Annotated in this window: 19 protein-coding genes; 15 read left to right on the top strand and 4 right to left on the bottom strand. The window is 42.3% G+C overall.

Features of this window, described 5'->3' with window-relative positions; all coding sequences use genetic code 11:
- The first annotated feature begins 6 nt into the window (after window positions 1-6).
- Window positions 7-375 carry a YisL family protein gene (locus MHI23_RS05330; RefSeq protein ID WP_024426524.1) on the top strand — a complete coding sequence of 123 codons (369 nt, stop codon included), beginning with the start codon at window positions 7-9 and terminating at the stop codon, window positions 373-375.
- Between the two features lie 38 nt (window positions 376-413).
- Here MHI23_RS05330 and MHI23_RS05335 read toward each other — a convergent pair whose 3' ends face one another.
- Complete coding sequence (locus tag MHI23_RS05335; protein WP_277722170.1) at window positions 414-941, bottom strand: DUF2777 family protein; 528 nt, start codon at window positions 939-941, stop codon at window positions 414-416.
- Window positions 942-1095: 154 nt separating this feature from the next.
- Here MHI23_RS05335 and asnB point away from each other — a divergent pair, with 154 nt between their 5' ends.
- The 4 genes from asnB to MHI23_RS05355 all read left to right on the top strand — a co-directional run bounded on the left by asnB (window position 1096) and on the right by MHI23_RS05355 (window position 6906).
- On the top strand, window positions 1096-2937 hold the full coding sequence (gene asnB, locus MHI23_RS05340; RefSeq protein ID WP_024426522.1) for an asparagine synthase (glutamine-hydrolyzing): 1842 nt from the start codon (window positions 1096-1098) through the stop codon (window positions 2935-2937).
- Between the two features lie 147 nt (window positions 2938-3084).
- On the top strand, window positions 3085-4602 hold the full coding sequence (gene crtI, locus MHI23_RS05345) for a phytoene desaturase family protein (RefSeq protein ID WP_342492350.1): 1518 nt from the start codon (window positions 3085-3087) through the stop codon (window positions 4600-4602).
- Entirely contained in the window at window positions 4599-6074 is a 1476-nt protein-coding gene (gene crtI, locus MHI23_RS05350) for a phytoene desaturase family protein (protein WP_342492351.1), read from the top strand. Before crtI (MHI23_RS05345) ends, crtI (MHI23_RS05350) begins: the two co-directional genes overlap by 4 nt.
- Complete coding sequence (locus MHI23_RS05355) at window positions 6067-6906, top strand: phytoene/squalene synthase family protein (RefSeq protein ID WP_212043333.1); 840 nt, start codon at window positions 6067-6069, stop codon at window positions 6904-6906. The genes crtI (MHI23_RS05350) and MHI23_RS05355 overlap by 8 nt, the downstream gene beginning before the upstream one ends.
- A 26-nt stretch (window positions 6907-6932) precedes the next feature.
- On the opposite strand, the gene MHI23_RS05360 is transcribed toward MHI23_RS05355, so the two are convergent.
- Window positions 6933-8309, bottom strand: coding sequence for an MATE family efflux transporter (locus MHI23_RS05360; RefSeq protein WP_039177690.1), 1377 nt, complete (start codon window positions 8307-8309; stop codon window positions 6933-6935).
- A 113-nt stretch (window positions 8310-8422) separates the two neighbouring features.
- Here MHI23_RS05360 and MHI23_RS05365 point away from each other — a divergent pair, with 113 nt between their 5' ends.
- From MHI23_RS05365 to MHI23_RS05380, 4 genes are all read left to right on the top strand, one after another.
- Window positions 8423-9289: an AraC family transcriptional regulator gene (locus tag MHI23_RS05365; RefSeq protein ID WP_039177692.1), complete on the top strand. Its 867-nt coding sequence runs from the start codon at window positions 8423-8425 to the stop codon at window positions 9287-9289.
- Window positions 9290-9303: 14 nt separating this feature from the next.
- Window positions 9304-9861 (top strand): GNAT family protein, encoded by a 558-nt coding sequence (locus tag MHI23_RS05370; RefSeq protein ID WP_047202334.1) that lies wholly within the window; start codon window positions 9304-9306, stop codon window positions 9859-9861.
- Between the two features lie 65 nt (window positions 9862-9926).
- Window positions 9927-10196: a hypothetical protein gene (locus MHI23_RS05375; protein WP_039177697.1), complete on the top strand. Its 270-nt coding sequence runs from the start codon at window positions 9927-9929 to the stop codon at window positions 10194-10196.
- Window positions 10197-10230: 34 nt separating this feature from the next.
- Window positions 10231-10488 carry a hypothetical protein gene (locus MHI23_RS05380; RefSeq protein WP_039177699.1) on the top strand — a complete coding sequence of 86 codons (258 nt, stop codon included), beginning with the start codon at window positions 10231-10233 and terminating at the stop codon, window positions 10486-10488.
- On the opposite strand, the gene MHI23_RS05385 is transcribed toward MHI23_RS05380, so the two are convergent.
- On the bottom strand, window positions 10483-11019 hold the full coding sequence (locus MHI23_RS05385) for a serine acetyltransferase (RefSeq protein WP_039177702.1): 537 nt from the start codon (window positions 11017-11019) through the stop codon (window positions 10483-10485). The two genes, MHI23_RS05380 and MHI23_RS05385, sit on opposite strands and share 6 nt — an antisense overlap.
- Window positions 11020-11406: 387 nt before the next feature.
- Between MHI23_RS05385 and MHI23_RS05390 the strand changes: the two genes are divergently transcribed.
- The 6 genes from MHI23_RS05390 to MHI23_RS05415 are packed head-to-tail and all read left to right on the top strand — an operon-like array spanning window position 11407 to window position 19708.
- Entirely contained in the window at window positions 11407-12753 is a 1347-nt protein-coding gene (locus tag MHI23_RS05390; RefSeq protein WP_039177704.1) for an aspartate aminotransferase family protein, read from the top strand.
- The gene (locus MHI23_RS05395; protein ID WP_342492352.1) at window positions 12740-14227 is read left to right on the top strand and encodes an aspartate aminotransferase family protein; all 1488 of its coding nucleotides are present in this window, start codon (window positions 12740-12742) and stop codon (window positions 14225-14227) included. Before MHI23_RS05390 ends, MHI23_RS05395 begins: the two co-directional genes overlap by 14 nt.
- Window positions 14224-16005 carry an IucA/IucC family protein gene (locus MHI23_RS05400; RefSeq protein WP_342492353.1) on the top strand — a complete coding sequence of 594 codons (1782 nt, stop codon included), beginning with the start codon at window positions 14224-14226 and terminating at the stop codon, window positions 16003-16005. The genes MHI23_RS05395 and MHI23_RS05400 overlap by 4 nt, the downstream gene beginning before the upstream one ends.
- Window positions 16002-16556, top strand: a complete 555-nt coding sequence (locus MHI23_RS05405) for a GNAT family N-acetyltransferase (RefSeq protein ID WP_212040188.1) — start codon at window positions 16002-16004, stop codon at window positions 16554-16556. The genes MHI23_RS05400 and MHI23_RS05405 overlap by 4 nt, the downstream gene beginning before the upstream one ends.
- The gene (locus MHI23_RS05410) at window positions 16531-17880 is read left to right on the top strand and encodes a lysine N(6)-hydroxylase/L-ornithine N(5)-oxygenase family protein (protein ID WP_342492354.1); all 1350 of its coding nucleotides are present in this window, start codon (window positions 16531-16533) and stop codon (window positions 17878-17880) included. The genes MHI23_RS05405 and MHI23_RS05410 overlap by 26 nt, the downstream gene beginning before the upstream one ends.
- A gap of 13 nt (window positions 17881-17893) precedes the next feature.
- Window positions 17894-19708: an IucA/IucC family siderophore biosynthesis protein gene (locus MHI23_RS05415; protein ID WP_342492355.1), complete on the top strand. Its 1815-nt coding sequence runs from the start codon at window positions 17894-17896 to the stop codon at window positions 19706-19708.
- A gap of 43 nt (window positions 19709-19751) precedes the next feature.
- Here the strand turns inward: MHI23_RS05415 and MHI23_RS05420 are convergent, their stop codons facing one another.
- Window positions 19752-20609, bottom strand: coding sequence for a GNAT family N-acetyltransferase (locus MHI23_RS05420; protein ID WP_107163852.1), 858 nt, complete (start codon window positions 20607-20609; stop codon window positions 19752-19754).
- Between the last annotated feature and the right edge of the window lie 25 nt (window positions 20610-20634).

Below are 20634 nucleotides of genomic sequence, written 5' to 3' on the forward strand. Positions count from 1 at the left end.
TTACAAATGGGAACACATTTACATATCACAGCATGGGTGCTGGGGATTATTTTATTCTTCGTAGCCTTTGCTCTAGCAGGTAAAAATGACAAAGGCGCTAAAATTGTGCATATGATCGTTCGTTTATTCTACTTGATCATCATTGCAACAGGCGTAGAGCTGTATGTTCGCACAGGAATGAAAATTCCAGGTTACGGGGGCGAGTATATTGGAAAAATGATTCTTGGTATCCTCGTGATCGGTTTCATGGAAATGGTCCTAGTGCGCAAGAAAAAAGGAAAATCGGTGACTGGTGTGTTGATTGGTTTTATCGTATTTGCGATTGTGACCATTCTTCTCGGTTTACGTCTGCCGATCGGTTTCCATATCTTTTAATATAAAAAGGACATTGCTTATACGAAGCAGTGTCCTTTTTATGTGCAATCAAATTGTGAAACGATCCGTTGTCCGTCTGAAGTGGTCCATTCAAAACGAATGTGACTGGCGGCTGGCTCATAGTGACATTGAAGTGCAAGTGATTGCGTATCTGCCGAAAACTGAAAGAAAGAGACGCGCTGCAATGAATGAAAGGAAGAGAAAACACAATCATAGACGGAAAAACCAAGCTGCTCTATCTGGTCAAGGATGTGATCAAAAACGTTTTCCGGTACGAACATGAGAAGATCAAGCCAGCCTTTGGCAAGAGACGCCGTATATTGAATGTTTTCTCCTCCCTGTACTTCTATTAGCTGCCCGTTTTCATGAAGAATCATAGAACCGAGCAATTCCCCTTTTGTCCATTGGTCATTTTCCTTCAAACAGATCATTGTGCTTTGAAGACTTTCTGGCAGCATGATCTCTCCTTCATCATCTTCAATCAGGCAATGCCCGTTTTCAATGAGCAAATACCCATTACACCATCTTCTGCTGCAGCGTTCAAGCTGCCTCATTCGATTCTCCATTTGCAAAAGCTCCTTTCCTCTTTCTTTTCTTACCAAATCAAGCTTGTCCTATACGCCGGGAAAAAAGGACAAATCAACTATCAAGGAGACGATGCATAAACTAAGAAAGGCTGAATGAGAACACTTGAGGAAAAACGGATGGGAGCTGATGATGATGTGTGGAATTACAGGCTGGGCAGACTTTAAAAAGCAGCTCATCCAACAGGATCATGTAATCAATCAAATGACAGATACATTATCTAAAAGAGGGCCAGATGATACAAATACATGGAAAAGTGAGCACGTTCTTTTCGGGCATAAAAGGTTAGCGGTGGTAGATGTAGAAGGCGGAAAGCAGCCGATGACATATACACATCAAAACCATGCTTATACGATTGTATACAATGGAGAGCTCTATAACACGGAGGATATAAGAAAAGAATTGTTAAAAAGGGGGCACCGCTTTCTTGGGCATTCTGATACAGAAGTTCTTCTTCATGCCTATACAGAATGGAAGGAAGAGTGTGTCTCTCATTTTAATGGCATTTTTGCATTTGTGATCTGGGATAGTGAGCGTGAATTGTTATTTGCAGGGAGAGACCGGCTAGGCGTCAAGCCATTTTTCTATACAGAACGTCATCATTCCTTCTTATTTGGTTCAGAAATCAAAGCACTTCTTGCTCACCCTGATATCAAAGCAAAAGTCGATCATGAAGGACTGTCGGAGATCTTTGGCTTAGGACCGTCAAGAACACCAGGTCAAGGCGTGTTTAAAGGGATAAAAGAGCTGAGACCTGCACATGCCTTGACCTTTTCAAAAGACGGTCTGCGCGTATGGAGATACTGGAATGTTAAAAGCAAGAAACATACCGATTCACTTGATGACACCGCACAGCACATTAAGCATCTCTTTACAGATGCCGTGACAAGACAGCTCGTCTCTGATGTGCCTGTATGTACATTTTTATCTGGGGGCGTTGATTCTAGTGCCATTACTGCCATTGCCGCTAAGCACTTTGAGAAAATAGGGAAAGCACCGCTTCATACGTATTCCATTGACTACGAAGGAAACGATCAATTCTTTGAGGCAAATCAATTCCAGCCAAATGCTGACGGTCCTTGGATTGATCAAATGACCAAAGCGTTTCAAACGAATCATCACAGCTGTATCATTGGACAAAAAGAGCTCGCTTCCTATCTGAAGGAAGCCGTTGAGGTTCGAGACTTACCGGGTATGGCAGATATTGATTCTTCCTTGCTTTGGTTTTGCCGAGAAATTAAAAAGGACTTCGTTGTTGGTTTATCAGGTGAATGTGCGGATGAAATCTTTGGCGGCTATCCTTGGTTCCATATGGAAAATGAAACGAATGGTTTTCCGTGGATGAGATCGACTGAAGCTAGAACTCAGCTCCTGCAAGACTCATGGCAAAAAAAGCTGTCACTTAAGGAATACGCGCAAAGCAAATATGAAGAAACGGTGGCAGAAACGCCTCTTTTAGATGGAGAAACCGGCGTCGATAAAGCCCGGAGAGAACTTTTTTACTTAAATATGATCTGGTTTATGACAACATTGCTTGACCGAAAAGATCGAATGAGTATGGGCGCTAGTCTTGAGGTACGTGTGCCATTTGCAGACCATCGCCTTGTCGAATATGTGTGGAATATTCCTTGGGAAATGAAAATGCATGGAAATCGTGAAAAAGGGGTTTTACGAAAAGCATTAGAGGGAATTTTACCGAATGAAGTACTTTATCGAAAGAAGAGTCCTTACCCGAAAACACATCATCCAGCCTATACTCAGGCTGTGAAAGAGATGCTCACAGACTGCCTCGCGCAAAAAGACTCTGTACTTCACGAATTTTTAGATCCACATCAATTAAAGCAGCTGATTGAAACGGAAGGGGCTTCCTTTCATGTGCCATGGTATGGTCAGCTCATGAAGGGCCCGCAGTTGATTGCCCATCTAGCACAGATTCATCATTGGTTTGAAACGTATCGAATTGATATAGAAGCGTAATAAAGAGTCGGCTTTCTTGCACATGTTGAAAGGAAGCCGGCTTTTTTGATACATAACATGAGACTTTTTGAGCACATCAAAAGTTGATGTAATCTTTCTAATTTGTATAATTAACTTAAAGTGAATTAATTTGGAGGAAAAAGGATAATGAAAATCATTGTGATTGGAGCGGGACCAGGGGGCCTTGCAGCAGCTATGATGCTTCAAAGCAAAGGACATGACGTTCATGTATACGAAAAGCAGCCCTTTGTCGGCGGGCGTAACGCTAAGTTTCAGCTTGGTGATTTCACGTTTGATACAGGTCCAACCTTTCTCAGCATGATTCATATTGCAGAGGAGCTGTTCACCTTTGCTGGTAAAAATCTTTATGACTATATTGATGTGATTGAATTAAAAGAGATGTATAGATTAATATTTCAAGACAATCAGCTGGATATGATCCGGGATCGCGATGAAATGTACAAACGATTAGAAGCCTTTGCATCTGGTGAGGGCGAAGGGTATTTACGATTTATGAATGATACAAAGCGCAAAATGGATCGTCTGACACCAATTTTACAAAGTAAAATGGACCGCTTTCATCATTACCTTCGCCTGAAGGTGATTAAAGCACTTCCACAGCTTTCACTAAATAAAAGTTTGTATGATGTGCTGTCAGACTATTTTTCGAATGAATCAGTGAAATATGCTTTTACATTTCAATCAAAGTACTTAGGAATGTCGCCGTGGGAATGCCCTGGTGCGTTCTCGATCCTTTCGTTTATGGAACATGACACAGGTGTATTTCATCCGAAGGGCGGTGTCAATCAGCTGTCAGAAGGGATGGCAAAGGCGGCGCTTGAAGCTGGAGCGGAGATTCATCTGTCAGCAGGCGTTGAAAAGCTGCTCACGGAGGGAAGGAAAGTAAAAGGCATTCGTTTAGAATCTGGGGAAGAAATACAAGCAGATGAGGTTGTCGTCAATGGAGACTTTGCACATGTAATGACAAAGCTTGTCGAACCAGGACTCTTAAAGAAATACAGCGAGAAAAAATTAAAAAAGAAAAAATTCTCATGCTCTACCTTTATGCTTTATTTAGGACTGGATACCATGTATGATGAGCCGCATCATACAATCGTTTTTTCCGATGATTATGCTAGATTTGTCAAAGGCATTACGAAAACATATGAGCTGCCAGACGATCCGTCTATTTATATTCAAAATGCAAGTGTAACCGATGACTCACTTGCTCCAAAAGGAAAATCAGCTCTTTATGTGCTGGCTCCAGTTGCCAATAACCAAAGCGGTATTGACTGGGAAGCGCATCAAGATGAATTTAGAGAGCTTGTGCTGGATACATTGGAGCGGAAAACCGGCTTTCAAGATGTGAGACAGCATATAGAAGTCGAGCGGATGATCACACCGAAGCAATGGGAGGAAGACCTTTACGTATATGAAGGAGCTACATTTAACCTCGGCCACCAGCTGACGCAGATGATGGTCCTAAGGCCGCACAATGAATTTGATGAATTAAAGAACTGCTGGCTTGTTGGAGGAGGAACACATCCAGGAAGCGGACTGCCAACCATTTTAGAATCAGCACGTATCACGACAAATGCCATTCTTAAAAAAGAGAAACATTCACACCAAACAATGCGGCATCAAGAAAAGGGGAGCGCCTCATGAAAAAACATATATTGATTGCAGGTGGCGGTATTGGCGGAATGATCTCAGCGCTTTATTTAAAAAAAGCGGGACATGATATCACCCTTGTCGAAAAAAATGAACGGCTTGGCGGGAGACTTGCTTTTGTACGTGAGAAAGGATATAAAGTAGATGAAGGTCCGACCATTGTCCTACTTCCTGACATGTTAAAAGGCATTTTACATGAGGTAGGAATTGACGAATCACCTCTTGATCTTGTGGAGCTTGATCCGCTGTATACAATTCAATATCAAGATGGAACCTCCTATACGAAATACTCTGATGCACTCCGTCAGTTAGATGAAATCAGACGTGTATTTCCAAAAGAAGATCAAGGGTTCCTGAGGTTTATGGAAGAAATGACGGACCGGTTTCAAGAAGGGCAGCAAGCCTTTCTAGAAAAATCATTTCACGAAAAACGTACATTTTTTACAAAAGCGAATATGAAGATTTTAATGAAATTAAAGGCGTATCGAACGGTACAAAGCGCTCTGAAAAAATATTTCTCAGACGAACGCCTGCGAGATGCATACGCACTTCAAACCCTCTATGTTGGGGGAAACCCGTATGAAGCATCGGCTATTTATTCGCTTGTGTCCTATAGTGAGCACGCACATGGAATCTACTATTTAAAAGGCGGCTATGCGAGTTTAGTAGATATATTGGAAGGTCAGCTCATCAACATGGGTGTGCATGTAAGAAAAAATGAAGAAGTCACGCAATTTGAGTTTGAGGGAAAACGGGCAGTCAAAGCAAAAGTGAATGATGAACATGTAGCCGCTGATGCATTTGTGATCAATGGAGATTATCCAGCTGCGTTAAAACAGTTTGGTTTAGACGAACAAGATCGCCGAAAATACGTGCCGTCCTCTGGCTGTGTAATGGTGTATCTTGGTTTAAATAAGATGTATCAGGAAGCACCTGTTCATCAATTTTTTATGGGAGAACACTTTGATCAGCATATGAAAGAGGTTTTTCAAACGAAAACGATTCCTCAAGACCCGTCATTTTATACATTTAATCCATCGATCATTGATCCATCTCTTGCCCCAGATGGCTGCAGTGTTCTATACATGCTCGTTCCCGTTCCTTCAGGAGATCATATCAACTGGGAAGAGGAGACAGATTTTGTCGAGAACATGGTGGGTCGTCTTGAAAAAAGAGGTTTTCCGGGATTGCGAGAGTCGATTGTCTGGCAAAAGGTCAGGACACCAAATGATTCCTTGCGAGAAGGATTGTTTGAAGGCGGCAGCTTTGGACTTGCGCCTAATTTGTTCCAATCAGGTGTCTTCCGCCCGCAAGTGAAGGTCAGTGAGACAGACAATCTTTATGCGGCAGGTGCTTCCATCCATCCGGGCGGCGGGGTGCCGATCGTGATGCAAAGTGCGAAGCTCATGGCTTCTGTACTACTAAAAGATTTGAATGATAGAAAGGAAGTGAAGCTAAGTGGTTGATGTACAAACAGCATTAAAAGTGTGTGAGGAAACCATTCAAACCCATTCAAAAACGTTTTACCGGGCCTTTTCCATGCTGCCTAAAAAGAAAAGACAGGCCGTCTGGGCCGTGTATTCCTTTTGCCGGAGAGCAGATGATATTGTAGATGAGTCGCCTTCGCCACAAGAGGACCTTGCATCCTTTCGGGAGACGTTTGATCGATTTTTACAAGGTGAGGTAGACCGGAATGACCCGATATGGGTGGCGCTAGAGCATACATTTCAAGAGTTTCGGATGGATGAAGCCCCGTTTCGTGACCTGCTCCAAGGACAGGAGATGGATTTAGAGCAACAGCGATACGAAACGTTAGATGAACTGCTCATCTATTCCTATCATGTTGCTAGTACCGTTGGACTCATGCTCCTTCCCATTATAGCACCGCGTAAAAAAGAGCAGCTAAAAGAAGCAGCCATTTCTTTAGGGATCGCTATGCAGCTAACCAACATTCTTCGAGATATCGGCGAAGATCAGGCTGAAAGAGACCGTATTTATTTGCCAAAGCAAGTGATGGATCAATTCGGGTACACAGAGCAAGAATTGAAGGAAGGGATTGTCAATCAAGCTTTTCAGCACGTCTGGGAGTACATTGCTTTTGAGGCAGAGGCATACTACGAGGAGTTTTTTGACCATCTTCATGATTTCCCGTTATATTCACGTATACCGGTGAAAGCAGCAGCCCACTTTTATAAAGCCATCTTAGATAAAACAAGAGAAAACGAATACCGCGTCTTTACAGAGCGAGCATTTATTTCAAAACAGGAAAAAGCACTTATTTTAGAAGATATTACGTAAAAAAGGACTGCACCCCGCAGTCCTTTTTATGTGGAAGAAAAACGATACTCCGTCCATACCCTGGAACGCCAGCGCCTATACATAAAGATGCCTCTGACCCATTCATCCACGATAAAAGAAATCCAAACCCCGATGAGCCCCATTTCAAGCTGAATGCCTAACAAGTAAGCGATCGGAAGCCCAATTCCCCACATTGAAATCATCGCCATATACACTGGAAACTTCGCGTCACCAGCAGCCCGCAATGAATTAATAATGACCATATTAAAAGAGCGTCCCGGCTCTAAAATGATCGTCAATAGGAGAAGTGTGGCGGCGATTTGAATGATTTCATGATTGCTAGTGAAAAACGTAAGCAAATGCGTCGATGATAAAGATAAAGCAGTGGAAGAAAGAAGAGAGATCGCAATGGCCCAGTATAAGCTTTTCATACATCTGCGGTAGGCCGCATCGAATTCTTTCGCCCCAATATGGCGCCCGATTAAAATTTGTGTGCCTTGGCTAATCGCTGCACCAAATAACATAATGAACATCATCAAATTTTGAGTGTAGACCTTTGCTGCTAAAGCCTGCGTCCCCATAAATGTAATAAACAGGGTAATGATCATTTGAGAGCCGTTATAAGAAAGCTGCTCTCCAGCAGAAGGAATGCCAATTTTCAGCAGCCTTTTTAAATGCGTCCGCTGGATGTGAAACATGCTCTTCAGCGAAAAGCGCAATCCAATTCGGCGGCGGACAATGAGAATCATCGCCATCAATCCGATCAATCGAGCCAGCGAGGTTGAAAAGGCAACACCCATGACACCTAATACCGGAAAGCCAAACGGACCAAAAATGACCAAATAATTGCCGGCAACGTTTAGCAAATTCATTCCGATGGTGACATACATCGTGTCTCTTGTATATCCGTAGCTTTTTAAAATAGCACTATACGTCATAATAAGCGCTTGAATAAAAGAAAGCAGCCCGACAATTTGTAAAAAGACCGCCGCATCCGGCATGAGTTCACTTGATAAGCCCATCATGTGCAGAATTGGAACAGCTAACATAAACATGAGGAGACTAATGACAAAGCTGATCAAGAAGTTGGTCCCTAGTGAGACATAGGCGACTTGAGTCGCTTCCTGCTTGCGGTCAGCTCCTAAAAGCTGCGCAATCACAATGGTCGTTCCTGTTGTAATGAAGCTGAACATGACAATTAATAAATTCAGGAGCTGGTTACTTACACCTACTGCGGCCACACTGTTATCAGAGTATTGGCTGAGCATAAGTGTATCAGCGCTCCCCATGAGCATATATAAAGAGATTTCGATAAAAATAGGCCAAGTTAATGCAAATAATGAAGGGTGCGTTTTCTCATCTTTGGCTTGAACCTTTTCATATGACAGGGTTTGAGATTTCATCACAAAGCCCCCTTTCGTATAAATCCGATTTATAGTGTACCTTGCATCGACTATAATAAGAAGAGATGAAACCGAAACTTATTGGAGAAATACGACTTCATAAGGGGATGAATATGAATCGATTTATTACATTTACTGTACCGCCGTTTCCTATTTATATAGCTTCAGGTAGAGGGATATTTCATCAAGGAGAAAGACATATCTCAAGAACCTTCGCTGTATTTGATCTTCTCTATGTCACAAAAGGTGAACTATGGATGACAGAGGACGAGGAGGCTTTTCACGTAAAAGAAGGTGAATATATGATTCTCTCACCGGGCCTGTCACATGGCGGACATCTGCCATGTGAAGAGGATACCTACTATGAGTGGCTGCATTTCTCAATTGATCGATTTGAGCTGACGAACCGGCCGAGAGAACACTGGATTGATATGAAACAAAACCAAGCCACCTTCGAAAAGCCGGCAACATATGAATTTAGCCTGCCTCGTTTAGGAAAAGTGAAGGGACGAAGTGTGTTAGAAAAACACCTTTCAGCGATGAGCGCACTAAATCATGATGCATCTGAACTTCCGCTGAAAAAACAGCTTCTATTTGAGGAACTGCTCATTCACCTGCAAAAGGAAGCATTCCATATTCCAAGTGCAAAAGAGACTGTCGCATCAGAAGTAGTTCACTATCTTGAGCATCACTTTATGGAGAAATTGCATATGGAGCAGCTTTCAGAGAAGCTGCACTATCATCCTGACTACATGACAAGGTGTATGCAGACGGTGTATGGATTGACGCCAAACCAGTACAGCCATCGTCTCAAGATCGAAAAAGCTAAAAGCATGCTCGCCTCAACAAATGAAAAAATCGCAGCCATTGCAGAGCATGTAGGCATTGACGACCCTACTTATTTTTCTAAGCTGTTTCGGCAAAATGAAGGCATGACGCCGATTGAGTACCGTCATCTAGCAAAAAGAACGACAAAGTAAAGGAACGTGAACAGATGAAAAGAGAAAAGGAAGAGCTTGTGAACATACGTCCATTAACCGAAACGGACTTAGAGGCGGTGTGGCATTTAAAATTTAAAGCACCAGACCAGTCCTATAGAAAATGGAATGCCCCTTATTTTTATGAACACGAAATCCCGCTTTCTGCATTTAAGAAACGTTACTTACAGGATGAATCCATTCCCCAAAAGCTATATGGTATTGAAATAGACGGTGATATCAAAGGTACCGTATCATATTATTGGGAGAATGAACGTACACGGTGGCTTGAATGCGGCATTGTCATTTATGACTCACGCTTTTGGAGCGGGGGCGTTGGGACAAAGGCATTAAATCTATGGATTGATGTATTATTTACGCATATTGATATCCCTCGAATTGGTCTAACCACTTGGTCAGGGAATGAACGGATGATGCGGTGCGCAGAGAAATGCGGATTTGTCCTTGAGGGGAGACTGAGAAAGGTCCGTTATTATCAAGGAGAGTATTATGATTCGATGCGCTACGGAATGCTGAGAGAAGAATGGCGAAGCCTCCCGCGCAATATCCTCTGAATCATTATTTTTTAGGAAAAAAGAATCATATAATGAAATAAACTGAAGAAGGGTGGCAGAAGAATGTGGGCTGGATAACTGGATGGTTTGTTTCTATTCTAGTCGCAATCTATCTATTGATAGATGCACCAAAACATGGGAAAAATAAATGGTTATGGTCTATTTTAGGTCTTTTATTCGGGCTCTTTGCATTTGGGATATACCTCATCAAAACAGGAAGAAAAGGATTGGGCTGGACAGTTCTGATCGTGTCCATCATCATCTATTCTATTGTTATGCTAGTCTATGTTTTTTACTTCCTGTTGCTGATCATCGGATACTCAAACGCATCATAGAGAGCGCGTATACATAATAAGGGGGAGTTTAATCTTGAGAATAACGGGTCTATTCGTTTCACTTGCTGTTGCTATCTATTTATGGTTTGATGCGCCAAAGCATCACAAAGACAAATGGCTGTGGGCCATTTTAGGCGTGCTTTTTAGTACCATCGTACTCGGTATTTATTTGATCAAGACAGAGAGGAAGGGGCTGGGCTGGACGATCTTGATTTTAACCATCTTGTTTTATCTCATGCTGCTCATCTCTGTTTTAATCGGTGTAATTCTTTTTTATCAGGCGCCTTCATGAAGAAGGGCCTTTTTCTTTTACCTTTTGAGCCGGCACACCAGCAATAACGATCTCCTCTTCATGAAAGGAATGATTCACCACGGCATTTGCTCCAATTGAGATATGATTTGCGATATAAATGTCTCCAAACAGCTTAGCACCGGGCCCAATCCATACGTGATCTCCAATGGTTGGTACATCCTTTTCGGAATGGTTTTGACCAATATTCACCCCTTGATGAATATCACAAAATGCCCCAATTTTTGCGTGCTTATTCACAATTAAGAGGCCAGTATGATTGATTCTAAGGCCGGGGCCAAAGACGCCAATCGGGATATCAAAGCCAAGCTGCATCCCTTTCTTTTTATGTAAATAGCGGTAAAACCATTTGCGCAATGTAGCACCGCTATTAGAATAGTATTCATATTTTCGTAAATACCTTTGATATTTCCATATATCGTCCCCAAACCATTTTGGCCTTCTGCGCGTGATAGCTAATGCTTTCTTATCCTGCGTTAAGTAATGGTGAAGATCTTGCTTTGTTAAAATCATCAAAATTCCCCTCTCCATCCCCTTATGTTTCAGAGAAATTATACCATCCAAACCATTTATATCAAGAAAAAATAGTGTGATTTCTTCAATTTTCTACCTTCATTTCATCCAAATTTCTGCATAAAATGAGTGCTTTGAATTGAATAGAACAAATGAACCAGGAAAAATGATTTGTAATTTTTTTCAATGTCAATCCATCTCATGCGTTCCATCTCCTTATGGCAGTAAGGTTTGTAAAAATTACTCGAAAATACTCATTAAAAAGAGAATATTGCATTCATATGCTTTTAGAATCATCTTTTTGAATACAATTGACTTTCATATCTTACATCCTCTAGGCTAGTAAATGAAAATGATAATCTTTATCAATTGGAGGAGTGTTTTATTATGTCCATCAAAACCGTTTCTAAAAATCAGCAATTTTTAGAGCAGCAAAGTCAAAGAGAATCTAATGCAAGGTCTTACCCGAGACGGTTCCCATTAGCCATGCAAAAAGCCGAGGGCATGATCGTGACAGATGCGGATGGCAGAGAGTTTTATGACTGTCTAGCAGGCGCAGGAACACTTGCACTTGGCCACAATCATCCGGTTGTGATAGAAGCGATTGAACGTATGCTTCATGAAAAAAGGCCATTGCATACGTTGGACATAACCTCAGAAATTAAAGAAGAGTTTGTGAATGAAATTTTTTCTCACCTGCCAGAAGAGTTTGCAAAGAGAGCAAAAATTCAATTTTGTGGACCAACTGGCGGTGATGCCATAGAAGCTGCGATTAAATTAGTCAAGACAGCGACAGGAAATCGTTCCATTCTTTCTTTCCACGGTGCTTATCACGGTGCGACACATGGCACGATGTCATTAAGCGGGAATTTGTCTCCAAAGGAAAGAGTGCAAGGGTTAATCCCAGATGTGCATTTCATGCCTTATCCATATGAATATCGCTGCCCATTCGGAATTGGCGGGAAAGATTCACACCGCATTTCCAGCTCTTATATTGAGCGTGTATTAAATGATCCTGAAAGTGGTATTCTTCCGCCAGCAGGTATGATCTTTGAAGCAGTACAAGGTGAGGGAGGCTCAATTCCAGCATCTATTGAATGGATGCAAGAAATGAGAAGAATCACAAATGAAAAAGGCATTCCGCTCATCATCGATGAGGTTCAATCAGGCATTGGCCGAACAGGTAAGATGTTTGCTTTTGAACATGCAGGAATTGTGCCGGACGTCATTGTATTATCTAAAGCCATTGGTGGAAGCCTGCCGCTTTCAGTTGTGATTTATGATAAAGATTTGGATCAATGGAATCCAGGGGCACACATTGGCACATTTAGAGGAAATCAAATGGCAATGGCTGCAGGAACCGCTACGCTTAAATTTATAAAAGAAACGAATCTGCTTGATCATGTTGACCAGTTAGGGAATCGCATGCAGGCTCATCTAAAAGACATTCAAAAAAATGTACCTGCTATCGGTGATGTTCGAGGAAGAGGATTAATGATTGGTGCTGAAATAGTTAATCCAAATGAAAAGCAGGATGTGGATGGAAGTTATCCAGCAAATCCTGAGCTAGCCAGTCTCATTCAAAAGAATTGCTTCGATAAAGGCTTAATTGTAGAGACAGGAGGCCGTTTCGGCAGCGTCATTCGATTCTTACCGCCATTGATCATGACAGAAGAACAGCTTGAACAAGTTATCGCTATTTTCAAAGAGGCCGTATACGATGCAATCAACTAAAGCTTCTGTGGATTCATTATTTATCAATCAAAGCCAGCTTGGAAGAGAGTCCTTCCAAGCGGCTCTTCATACATCTATCGACAGCTTACTGGACCAATGGCAAAAAGACCAAGGACCATACAGTGGAATATTGCCTGGGAAATTAGCGGCTAGTGTCGAATCATTATTTCAGTTTCAACCGTCTGGCGAATCAATTGAATCTGTCTTTCAAGATATAAAGCAGCACCTTTTGCCACATCTGGTTGATGTATCGCATCCTAAATGCTTGGCACATTTGCATTGCCCGCCGCTTATTCCTGCGCTTGCCGCAGAGGTGATAGTAAGTTCTTTTAACCAATCAATGGATTCCTTTGATCAAAGCGGTATTGCATCTTTGGTTGAAGAGAAAATTTTAAAGTGGCTATGTGCGAAGTTTTCTTATGGAAATCTAGCAGATGGGACATTTACGAGCGGTGGAACCCAATCAAACTATATGGGGCTGCTTCTTGCAAGAGATGCATTTTGTGAAAACACATGGCAATGGAATGTTCAGCAGAAAGGCTTGCCGAGTGAGGCTCACCGCATGAGAATTCTTTGCTCTAAGAATGCTCACTTCACTGTGAAAAAATCTGCATCCCAGCTAGGCTTAGGGGAGCAGGCGGTTGTTCTGATAGAGACAGATGAGCATCACCGCATGGACCTCAACGATTTGAAGAAGAAACTTGTTGAGTTAAAGGAACAGGATCTCCTGCCTTTTGCGCTAGTGGCGACTTGCGGGACGACTGATTTTGGCAGTATTGACCCGGTTCGAGATGTGTATGACATCGTCAAACCATACGGTCTGTGGATACACGCAGATGCTGCCTATGGTGGAGCGCTTGTATTAAGTGAAAACTACCGAGATAAATTAGATGGTGTTGAGCTTGCTGATTCCATCACGATCGACTTTCATAAACAATTTTATCAGTCGATCTCCTGCGGGGCATTTCTGCTGAAGGATAAAAGGCATTTCGGTTTGATCAATTATCATGCAGATTATCTTAATCCAAAAGAAGATGAACTGGATGGAATACTACATCTCGTCCATAAATCTGTCCAAACGACGCGCCGGTTTGATGCACTGAAATTGCTTCTTTCTCTTCGTCTGATTGGGGAGGAAGGGTTTGGTGACATGATTGACCATACCATTGATTTTGCGAAGGATGTGGCTGCGCTTATCGAGAGCAATGATCACCTTGAAGTGATCAATCCTGAGCCAGAAATCAATGCAGTAGTGTTTCGATTTAAGGGTGCGGATGACATCAATAAAATCATCCATCGAACGCTATTCACATCAGGAACTGCTGTCATTGCAAAAACAGTGGTGGATGGTCAAACATGCTTGAAATTCACTTTGTTAAATCCGAGAACGACAATCACACATATTGAGGAAATCCTTTCTGACATCGTTGATATCGGGATCGCTCATATTCAATCCGGGAGGGTACTACGTTGAGTCAATATAAACAAATGGCTGAAAATGCAACTATGCAAAGCTTTTTAAACTGTTTTTTACGTGAAACAGGAATCGATCGATCTGCAAAAAAAGAGACGAAAGCAGATGGTTCGCTTGTATTCGTGGCAAAACTAGCAAAGCAAGACCTTGAGCTTGTGATTCCGATCCGATACTTTTCATCTGTAGGCCGCCATCTCTTTGATTTTCCGATTCGCTTTCGTCCGAGTGGCAGCGAGCAAGAGGGGACGATCGTCGATTACACGACCCTTGTTGCTTTATGTTCAAAGGAGCTTCTCATTGCATATGGCCGCACAGATGCAGAGGATGAATTCATGCTTCGCATCATTTTAAGCTGCCGAAATATTGAACGATTCTTACGGGAGAGAGAAAGTGATCAAGCTGCTTTATCTCAAGCTGATTTTGAGTACATCGAGGCTGAACAGTCACTTCTTTTAGGACATTTAACACATCCTACACCAAAAAGCAGACAAGGGATGACAGAAGAGGAGGAAGCCGTCTATTCTCCTGAGCTGAAAGGGGCTTTCCAGCTTCATTACTTTAAAGCGCACCATTCGATTGTGCTTCAGGATTCATCTATTTCACAACCTGCGGCAACCCTCATGTTAGAAGAGCTTTCGCGTCAGGTGCCAGAAGAAACAGAGAGACTGAATAGGTTAACAGAAAACGGAGAATATGTGCTCATTCCAATTCATCCGCTGCAAGTCAAAGTGGTCATGGAGAAGGCATTCGTGAAGCGGTATATAGAGGAGGGGAAACTGACTTATTTAGGACCGCTGGGGTCTGAATACACTGCGACCTCATCCTTTAGAACGGTCTATCAAAAGGATTCTGCTTACATGCTCAAATTCTCTGTTCCTGTGAAAATTACGAACTCGTTACGCATCAATAAACAAAAGGAACTGGATCGAGGAGTAGAGATGTCCCGCATCTTAAAAACAGAATTAGGCGTTTCTTTATATGAAAAATTCTCTGGATTCCGGGTCATTGAAGATCCTGCATATCTATCTATTCGAGGAGATGAAGCGGAATCTGGCTTTGAAGTGGTCATTCGTCAAAATCCATTCTTGCATCGTGAAAAAGGCGCAAGCTTAATTGCTGGGCTGTGTCAGGATCATGCGTACGGAGGAAAATCAAGATTAGCAGGAATTATTTATAAACTTGCAGATGCAGAAGGCCGGTCAACAGAAGCGGTCAGCCAAGATTGGTTTAAACAATACTTAACCATTTCGTTAAAGCCGATGCTCTGGCTGTTTGAAACGTATGGTCTTGCACTCGAGGCCCATCAGCAAAATGCTGTTGTGCAAATGAAGGATGGTTATCCAGACACCTTCTATTACCGTGACAATCAAGGCTACTATTATAGTGAATCAAAAAAAGATAAGCTCGCAAATCTAGTTCAAAACTTGAGCGTAAGAAGTGAAACCATTTGTGCGGATGATGTCGCCGTTGAGAGACTCCGTTATTATTTCTTCTTTAATCATTTATTTGGTCTCATTAATGGCTTTGGCACAGAAGGACTAGCAAAGGAAGAAGACTTGCTGGCACTCGTGAGAGATACATTGCTTGCTCATGAGGAGATGTATGGAGCTTCTGATCTGACAAACAGCCTTCTCCGTTCAAAAGAACTTCCTTCAAAAGCGAATTTGCTGACACGATTTGAAGATATGGATGAGCTGACAGGATCTCTGGAAACACAGTCTCGTTACACAGCTGTCTTGAATCCGCTCTTTTTACATAAGGAGGCGCTGATTGGATGAGGCATCGTATTAGGTTTATTCGTGCTGAATATGAAAGAGACGTCCAGCTTGTCCATAAGTGGATGCAAGAAGAGTATGTTCACCCATTTTGGCATTTGAATATTCCGTTTCCTGATTTTGAAAAGCATTTTTATCAGGCAATACATGATCCGCATCAAACCCTTTATTTAGGCACGATTGATGGGACGCCAATGAGTTATTTTGAGGCTTACAACGTGAAAGGAGATATCATTGAATCCTACTATGAGCCTTCTCCGCATGATCAAGGCATTCACCTGTTAATAGGGGAGCCGGATTATGTGGGAAAAGGATTTGCTACGCCGCTCCTTCAGGCAATGACAGCATTTCAATTTGAGCAGAACAAACGAACAGAAAAAATCGTCGCTGAGCCGGATATTCGCAATGAAAAAATGATTCATGTATTTGAAAAATGCGGCTTTGAACGTGTAAAACCAGTCACTTTACCGGATAAAACAGGTCTTTTGATGTTTTGTGATCGAGAACGATTCGAAAGGAAGTATAACCATGACGCGGTTCAACAAGCAAAATAATATAGTGGATGTAATTGGGATCGGCATTGGCCCGTTTAATCTCGGACTTGCCGCATTATCTGAAGAGGTAAATGAAATCGACGCTTTGTTTTTTGAAAGAAGTGAAATCTTTCACTGGCACCCAGGGATGCTCATTGAAGGGACGACACTGCAAGTCCCATTTTTAGCGGACCTTGTCAGTATGGCAGATGTGAAAAGCAAATATAGCTTTCTCAACTATTTGCAGGAACAAAACCGTTTGTATTCATTTTACTTTCTAGAGGACTTCCATATCCCGCGCAAGGAATACAGTCATTATTGCCGCTGGGTCGCTGATCAGTTAGACTCTTGCCGATTTGGCATGAACGTCGAATCTGTCTCACTGATTGAAAAGTCAGGGGAAAAACGGTATGAAGTGCATGTCCGTCATGTAAAGGACCAAACTGTAGAGGTGTTTGAAAGCAAACATCTTGTCTTGGGAATTGGCACGCAGCCCGCAGTGCCAGCATCGCTCCAGCCAGCTTTAGGAGAGAAGGTTTTTCACTCAGCTGACTATTTAAAACGAAAGAAAGAAGGCTGTTTCAAAGGGAAATCTGTCACAGTTATCGGCTCTGGTCAAAGTGCGGCAGAAGTGTTTTATGACATTTTATCAGATGATGAAGCGAAGGATATTCACTGGTTCACACGGTCAAAAGGATTTTTCCCAATGGAATATTCAAACCTAGGGCTTGAGTATTTCTCCCCTGACTATATTGATTTCTTTTATGAGCTTCCGCAAACAAAAAAGGATGCGTTATTAAAACAGCAAGACTTGCTGTATAAAGGCATCAGTTCGGCAATGATTCGTGATATTTATCATTTGCTTTATGAACGTTCTGCCTGCGGAACGCAGCTGAACACAGTGCTTCAAGCCATGACGGAGGTCAACTTGATTGAGGAAACAGCGGGCGGATTATCACTTTCCTGCTCGCAGTGGGTCAAGGAAGAATCTTTTACGCATGAGACAGATATTGTTGTATTGGCGACTGGCTATCAATCCGTTCTGCCGCCATTTATCAACCCTATTTCTCACCACATTCAATGGGATGATCAAGGACGTTTCCAAGTGGAACGTGAATATCGTTTGAAAACAAATACGATGGGTGAAAATGATATTTTTGTACAAAATGCAGAGCTTCATACACATGGGGTCGGCGCTCCAGATTTGGGGCTGGGGGCTTATCGAAACAGTGTGATCATCAATGAACTTGCTCGTCAAACCGTGTATCCACTTTATCAAAAGCACGTCTTCCAGACATTTGGTACACACAAGAACGCACACACATTTGAAGAAATCAAAGGTTAAGGAGGATGAAGCGATGAGTGTACAAGATGAATTGAAAAAAGCGGTGAATCCTGCTGCTTGGAAAAAGGCAAACCAGCGAATGGTGGCAAAAATGCTGTCTGAATATATGTATGAGGACATGCTTCATCCTGTTGAGCTGGATTGTAAGGATGGCATCGCGCAGTATGAATTAATCATTCACGAACATAAGAAATATCGTTATCTAGCAAAACCTCGGTTGTTTGATAGTTTTGATACAATCGCTGAATCAATTGAGTACTGTCAAGATGGAAAGTGGTCAAAGGATGTCAGTGCCATTGTGTTTTTACTAGACATTCAGCCGATCATTCCAATGTCCTCTGACACAACAGGCCATCTTATCAAAGAGCTTCACCATACTTTGTTAGCCGATGTCCATTTGCTGTCGAAAAAAGCGCTTCGTGCGGATGAGCTGACAGATACGGATTATGCATGGATTGAAGGAGAAATGACAGGCCATCCTTGGATTGTGTATAACAAAGGACGTATAGGATTCAGCTACGATGATTACTTAGCCTATGCACCAGAACGTCAAGAATGTGTGCAGCTGTCTTGGATTGCTGTTCACAGGGAACTTGCGACATTCCATGCAGTCGATCAAGAAAACTATGAGCAGGTGATCGCCAAAGAATTAGATGAAGTCACGATTCGTCAATTTCAACGTGTGTTAAAGGATGAAGGACTGAATGCAGCTGACTATTATATGATGCCTGTTCATCAGTGGCAGTGGACGCATATGATTATTCAGCATTTCCCGGAAGATTTGGCCTTGCGCCGGATTGTGTATTTGGGAGAGGGGCTGGATCAATATATCCCGCAGCAGTCGATCAGAACCTTTACAAATATCTCAAACAAAGGCAAGCATCATATTAAACTGCCAATGAGTATTTTAAATACACTTGTATACCGTGGACTCCCATCAGAACGTACGGTCATTGCCCCGCGCATTACAGCGCATATTAAAGGGATTGCCGATCAAGACTCATTTTTATCTGATGTGTGCCGCGTCATTTTACCAGGTGAGAATGCAAGTATCAATGTCGATCATCCATACTACAGCAAACTGCCTGGTGCGCCGTATCAATATCTCGAGATGCTCGGTGTCATTTTTAGAGAAAGCATTTATACGTACTTAGATGAAGGGGAGAGCCCTGTTACACTTGCGGCACTCACATATGAGGATCATGAAGGAGAGCCGTATATCAAGCAGCTGATTGAAAAATCAGGTCTCTCCGCAAAAGAATGGATGGCGAAGTTTTTCCATGTCGTGATGCCGCCGCTTTTACACTTTATGTATCAATACGGCACAGTCTTTTCACCGCATGGGCAAAATACAATTCTTGTGTTAAAAAATCATCAGCCGCATCGTTTGGCGATCAAAGATTTCGTTGATGATGTGAATATAAGTGACCAGCCGCTGCCTGAATTAGCTTCACTAGAAGAAGATTTAAAAGAAGTGCTGCGCAGTGAGCCGCCAGAAGGTTTAGTACAATTTATTTTTACAGGATTATTTATTTGCAATCTGCGCTATGTATCCAACGTATTAGACAATCACGATCTGTTAGATGAAACGACTCTTTGGCGTTTGCTTGCTGAAGAAATTCAGCAGTATCAAAATCAATTCCCACAGCTAAAAGACCGTTTTGAATTATTTGATCTATTCCAGCCGAAGCTGACAAAGCTTTGCTTAAATCGTAATCGAATGATTGATTACGGCTATGGAGATGGTGATGACCGCCCGCATGCATCAGAGCATGGGAAGGTCACAAATGCACTCGCTCATGTTCTTTCATCAGTTGGAGAGAAGTAATAAAAAAGCTGTAGACATCTAGTGTCTACAGCTTTTTTGTTTTTTAAGAAAATGCTTGAGAGGCGAGGAAATAGAATAGGGCGGGATCATTTAGTTTTTCTTTCCCACGAATCATCATAAAATGGGCTACGTTTGTTTTCGTAAATCCTGCTTCAACAAGTGTTTCATGCAGGTGCTCAGCTGTTTCTTCCTGCATATCTAAACGAATTGCCCCTGAATAAGACGAGATGAGTGATTGGATGAGCGAGAGAGCGGTTTGTTCATCGTTTGCTGCAAGCGGCCCAATCATGAGATTAGCAGGGGTTTCGATGCCAAATGCAAAGCCAGTTGTTTCATGATGTTCATTCTGTGCGATCAGCCGGAACGATGCTCGATCCATTCGCTTTCTTATAAAGCTTGATCGATTGGTACCTGCACCTTTTTCGTCAAGTGCTTCAATAGACGGAAGGTCCGCTTCATCAGCAGGAGAAAGGTGAATCCCACCTGACACACGAAAAGCCGATGGATTCGTGGTCTGTGCTTTGTATGTATGAATGTAGCCGGCCGTTTGAAATCCGATTTTTTCATAAACGGGCTGTCCTTGTACAGTAGCGGTTAAAACGACAGGAACGCTTTGATTGCTCCGGCGAAGCAGGGTGTCAATCATTTTCCGTGCAAGGCCTAAGCCGCGATGCGTCTCAGATACAATCACAGCACCAATTGATGCTGCTTTATCATATTGGAAAAGTCCCGCACATGAGATGACTTGTCCATCCGTTGTTGAAAAACCAGTAAAATATCCGTTTGTTAAAAGAGATGTAAGCTCATCCGCATTGTAATCAGGCCAGTCGACCTCTTTTGACAATGCGATAAGATCGGGTATGTCATCGAGTGTTAATGTTCGTTGTACAACGTTTTCCAATACACGCAACTCCTTCTTAGCTGAT

Origin of the sequence: Bacillus sp. FSL M7-0003 (assembly GCF_038628485.1) — a bacterium.
Lineage (GTDB): Bacteria > Bacillota > Bacilli > Bacillales > Bacillaceae > Bacillus > Bacillus safensis.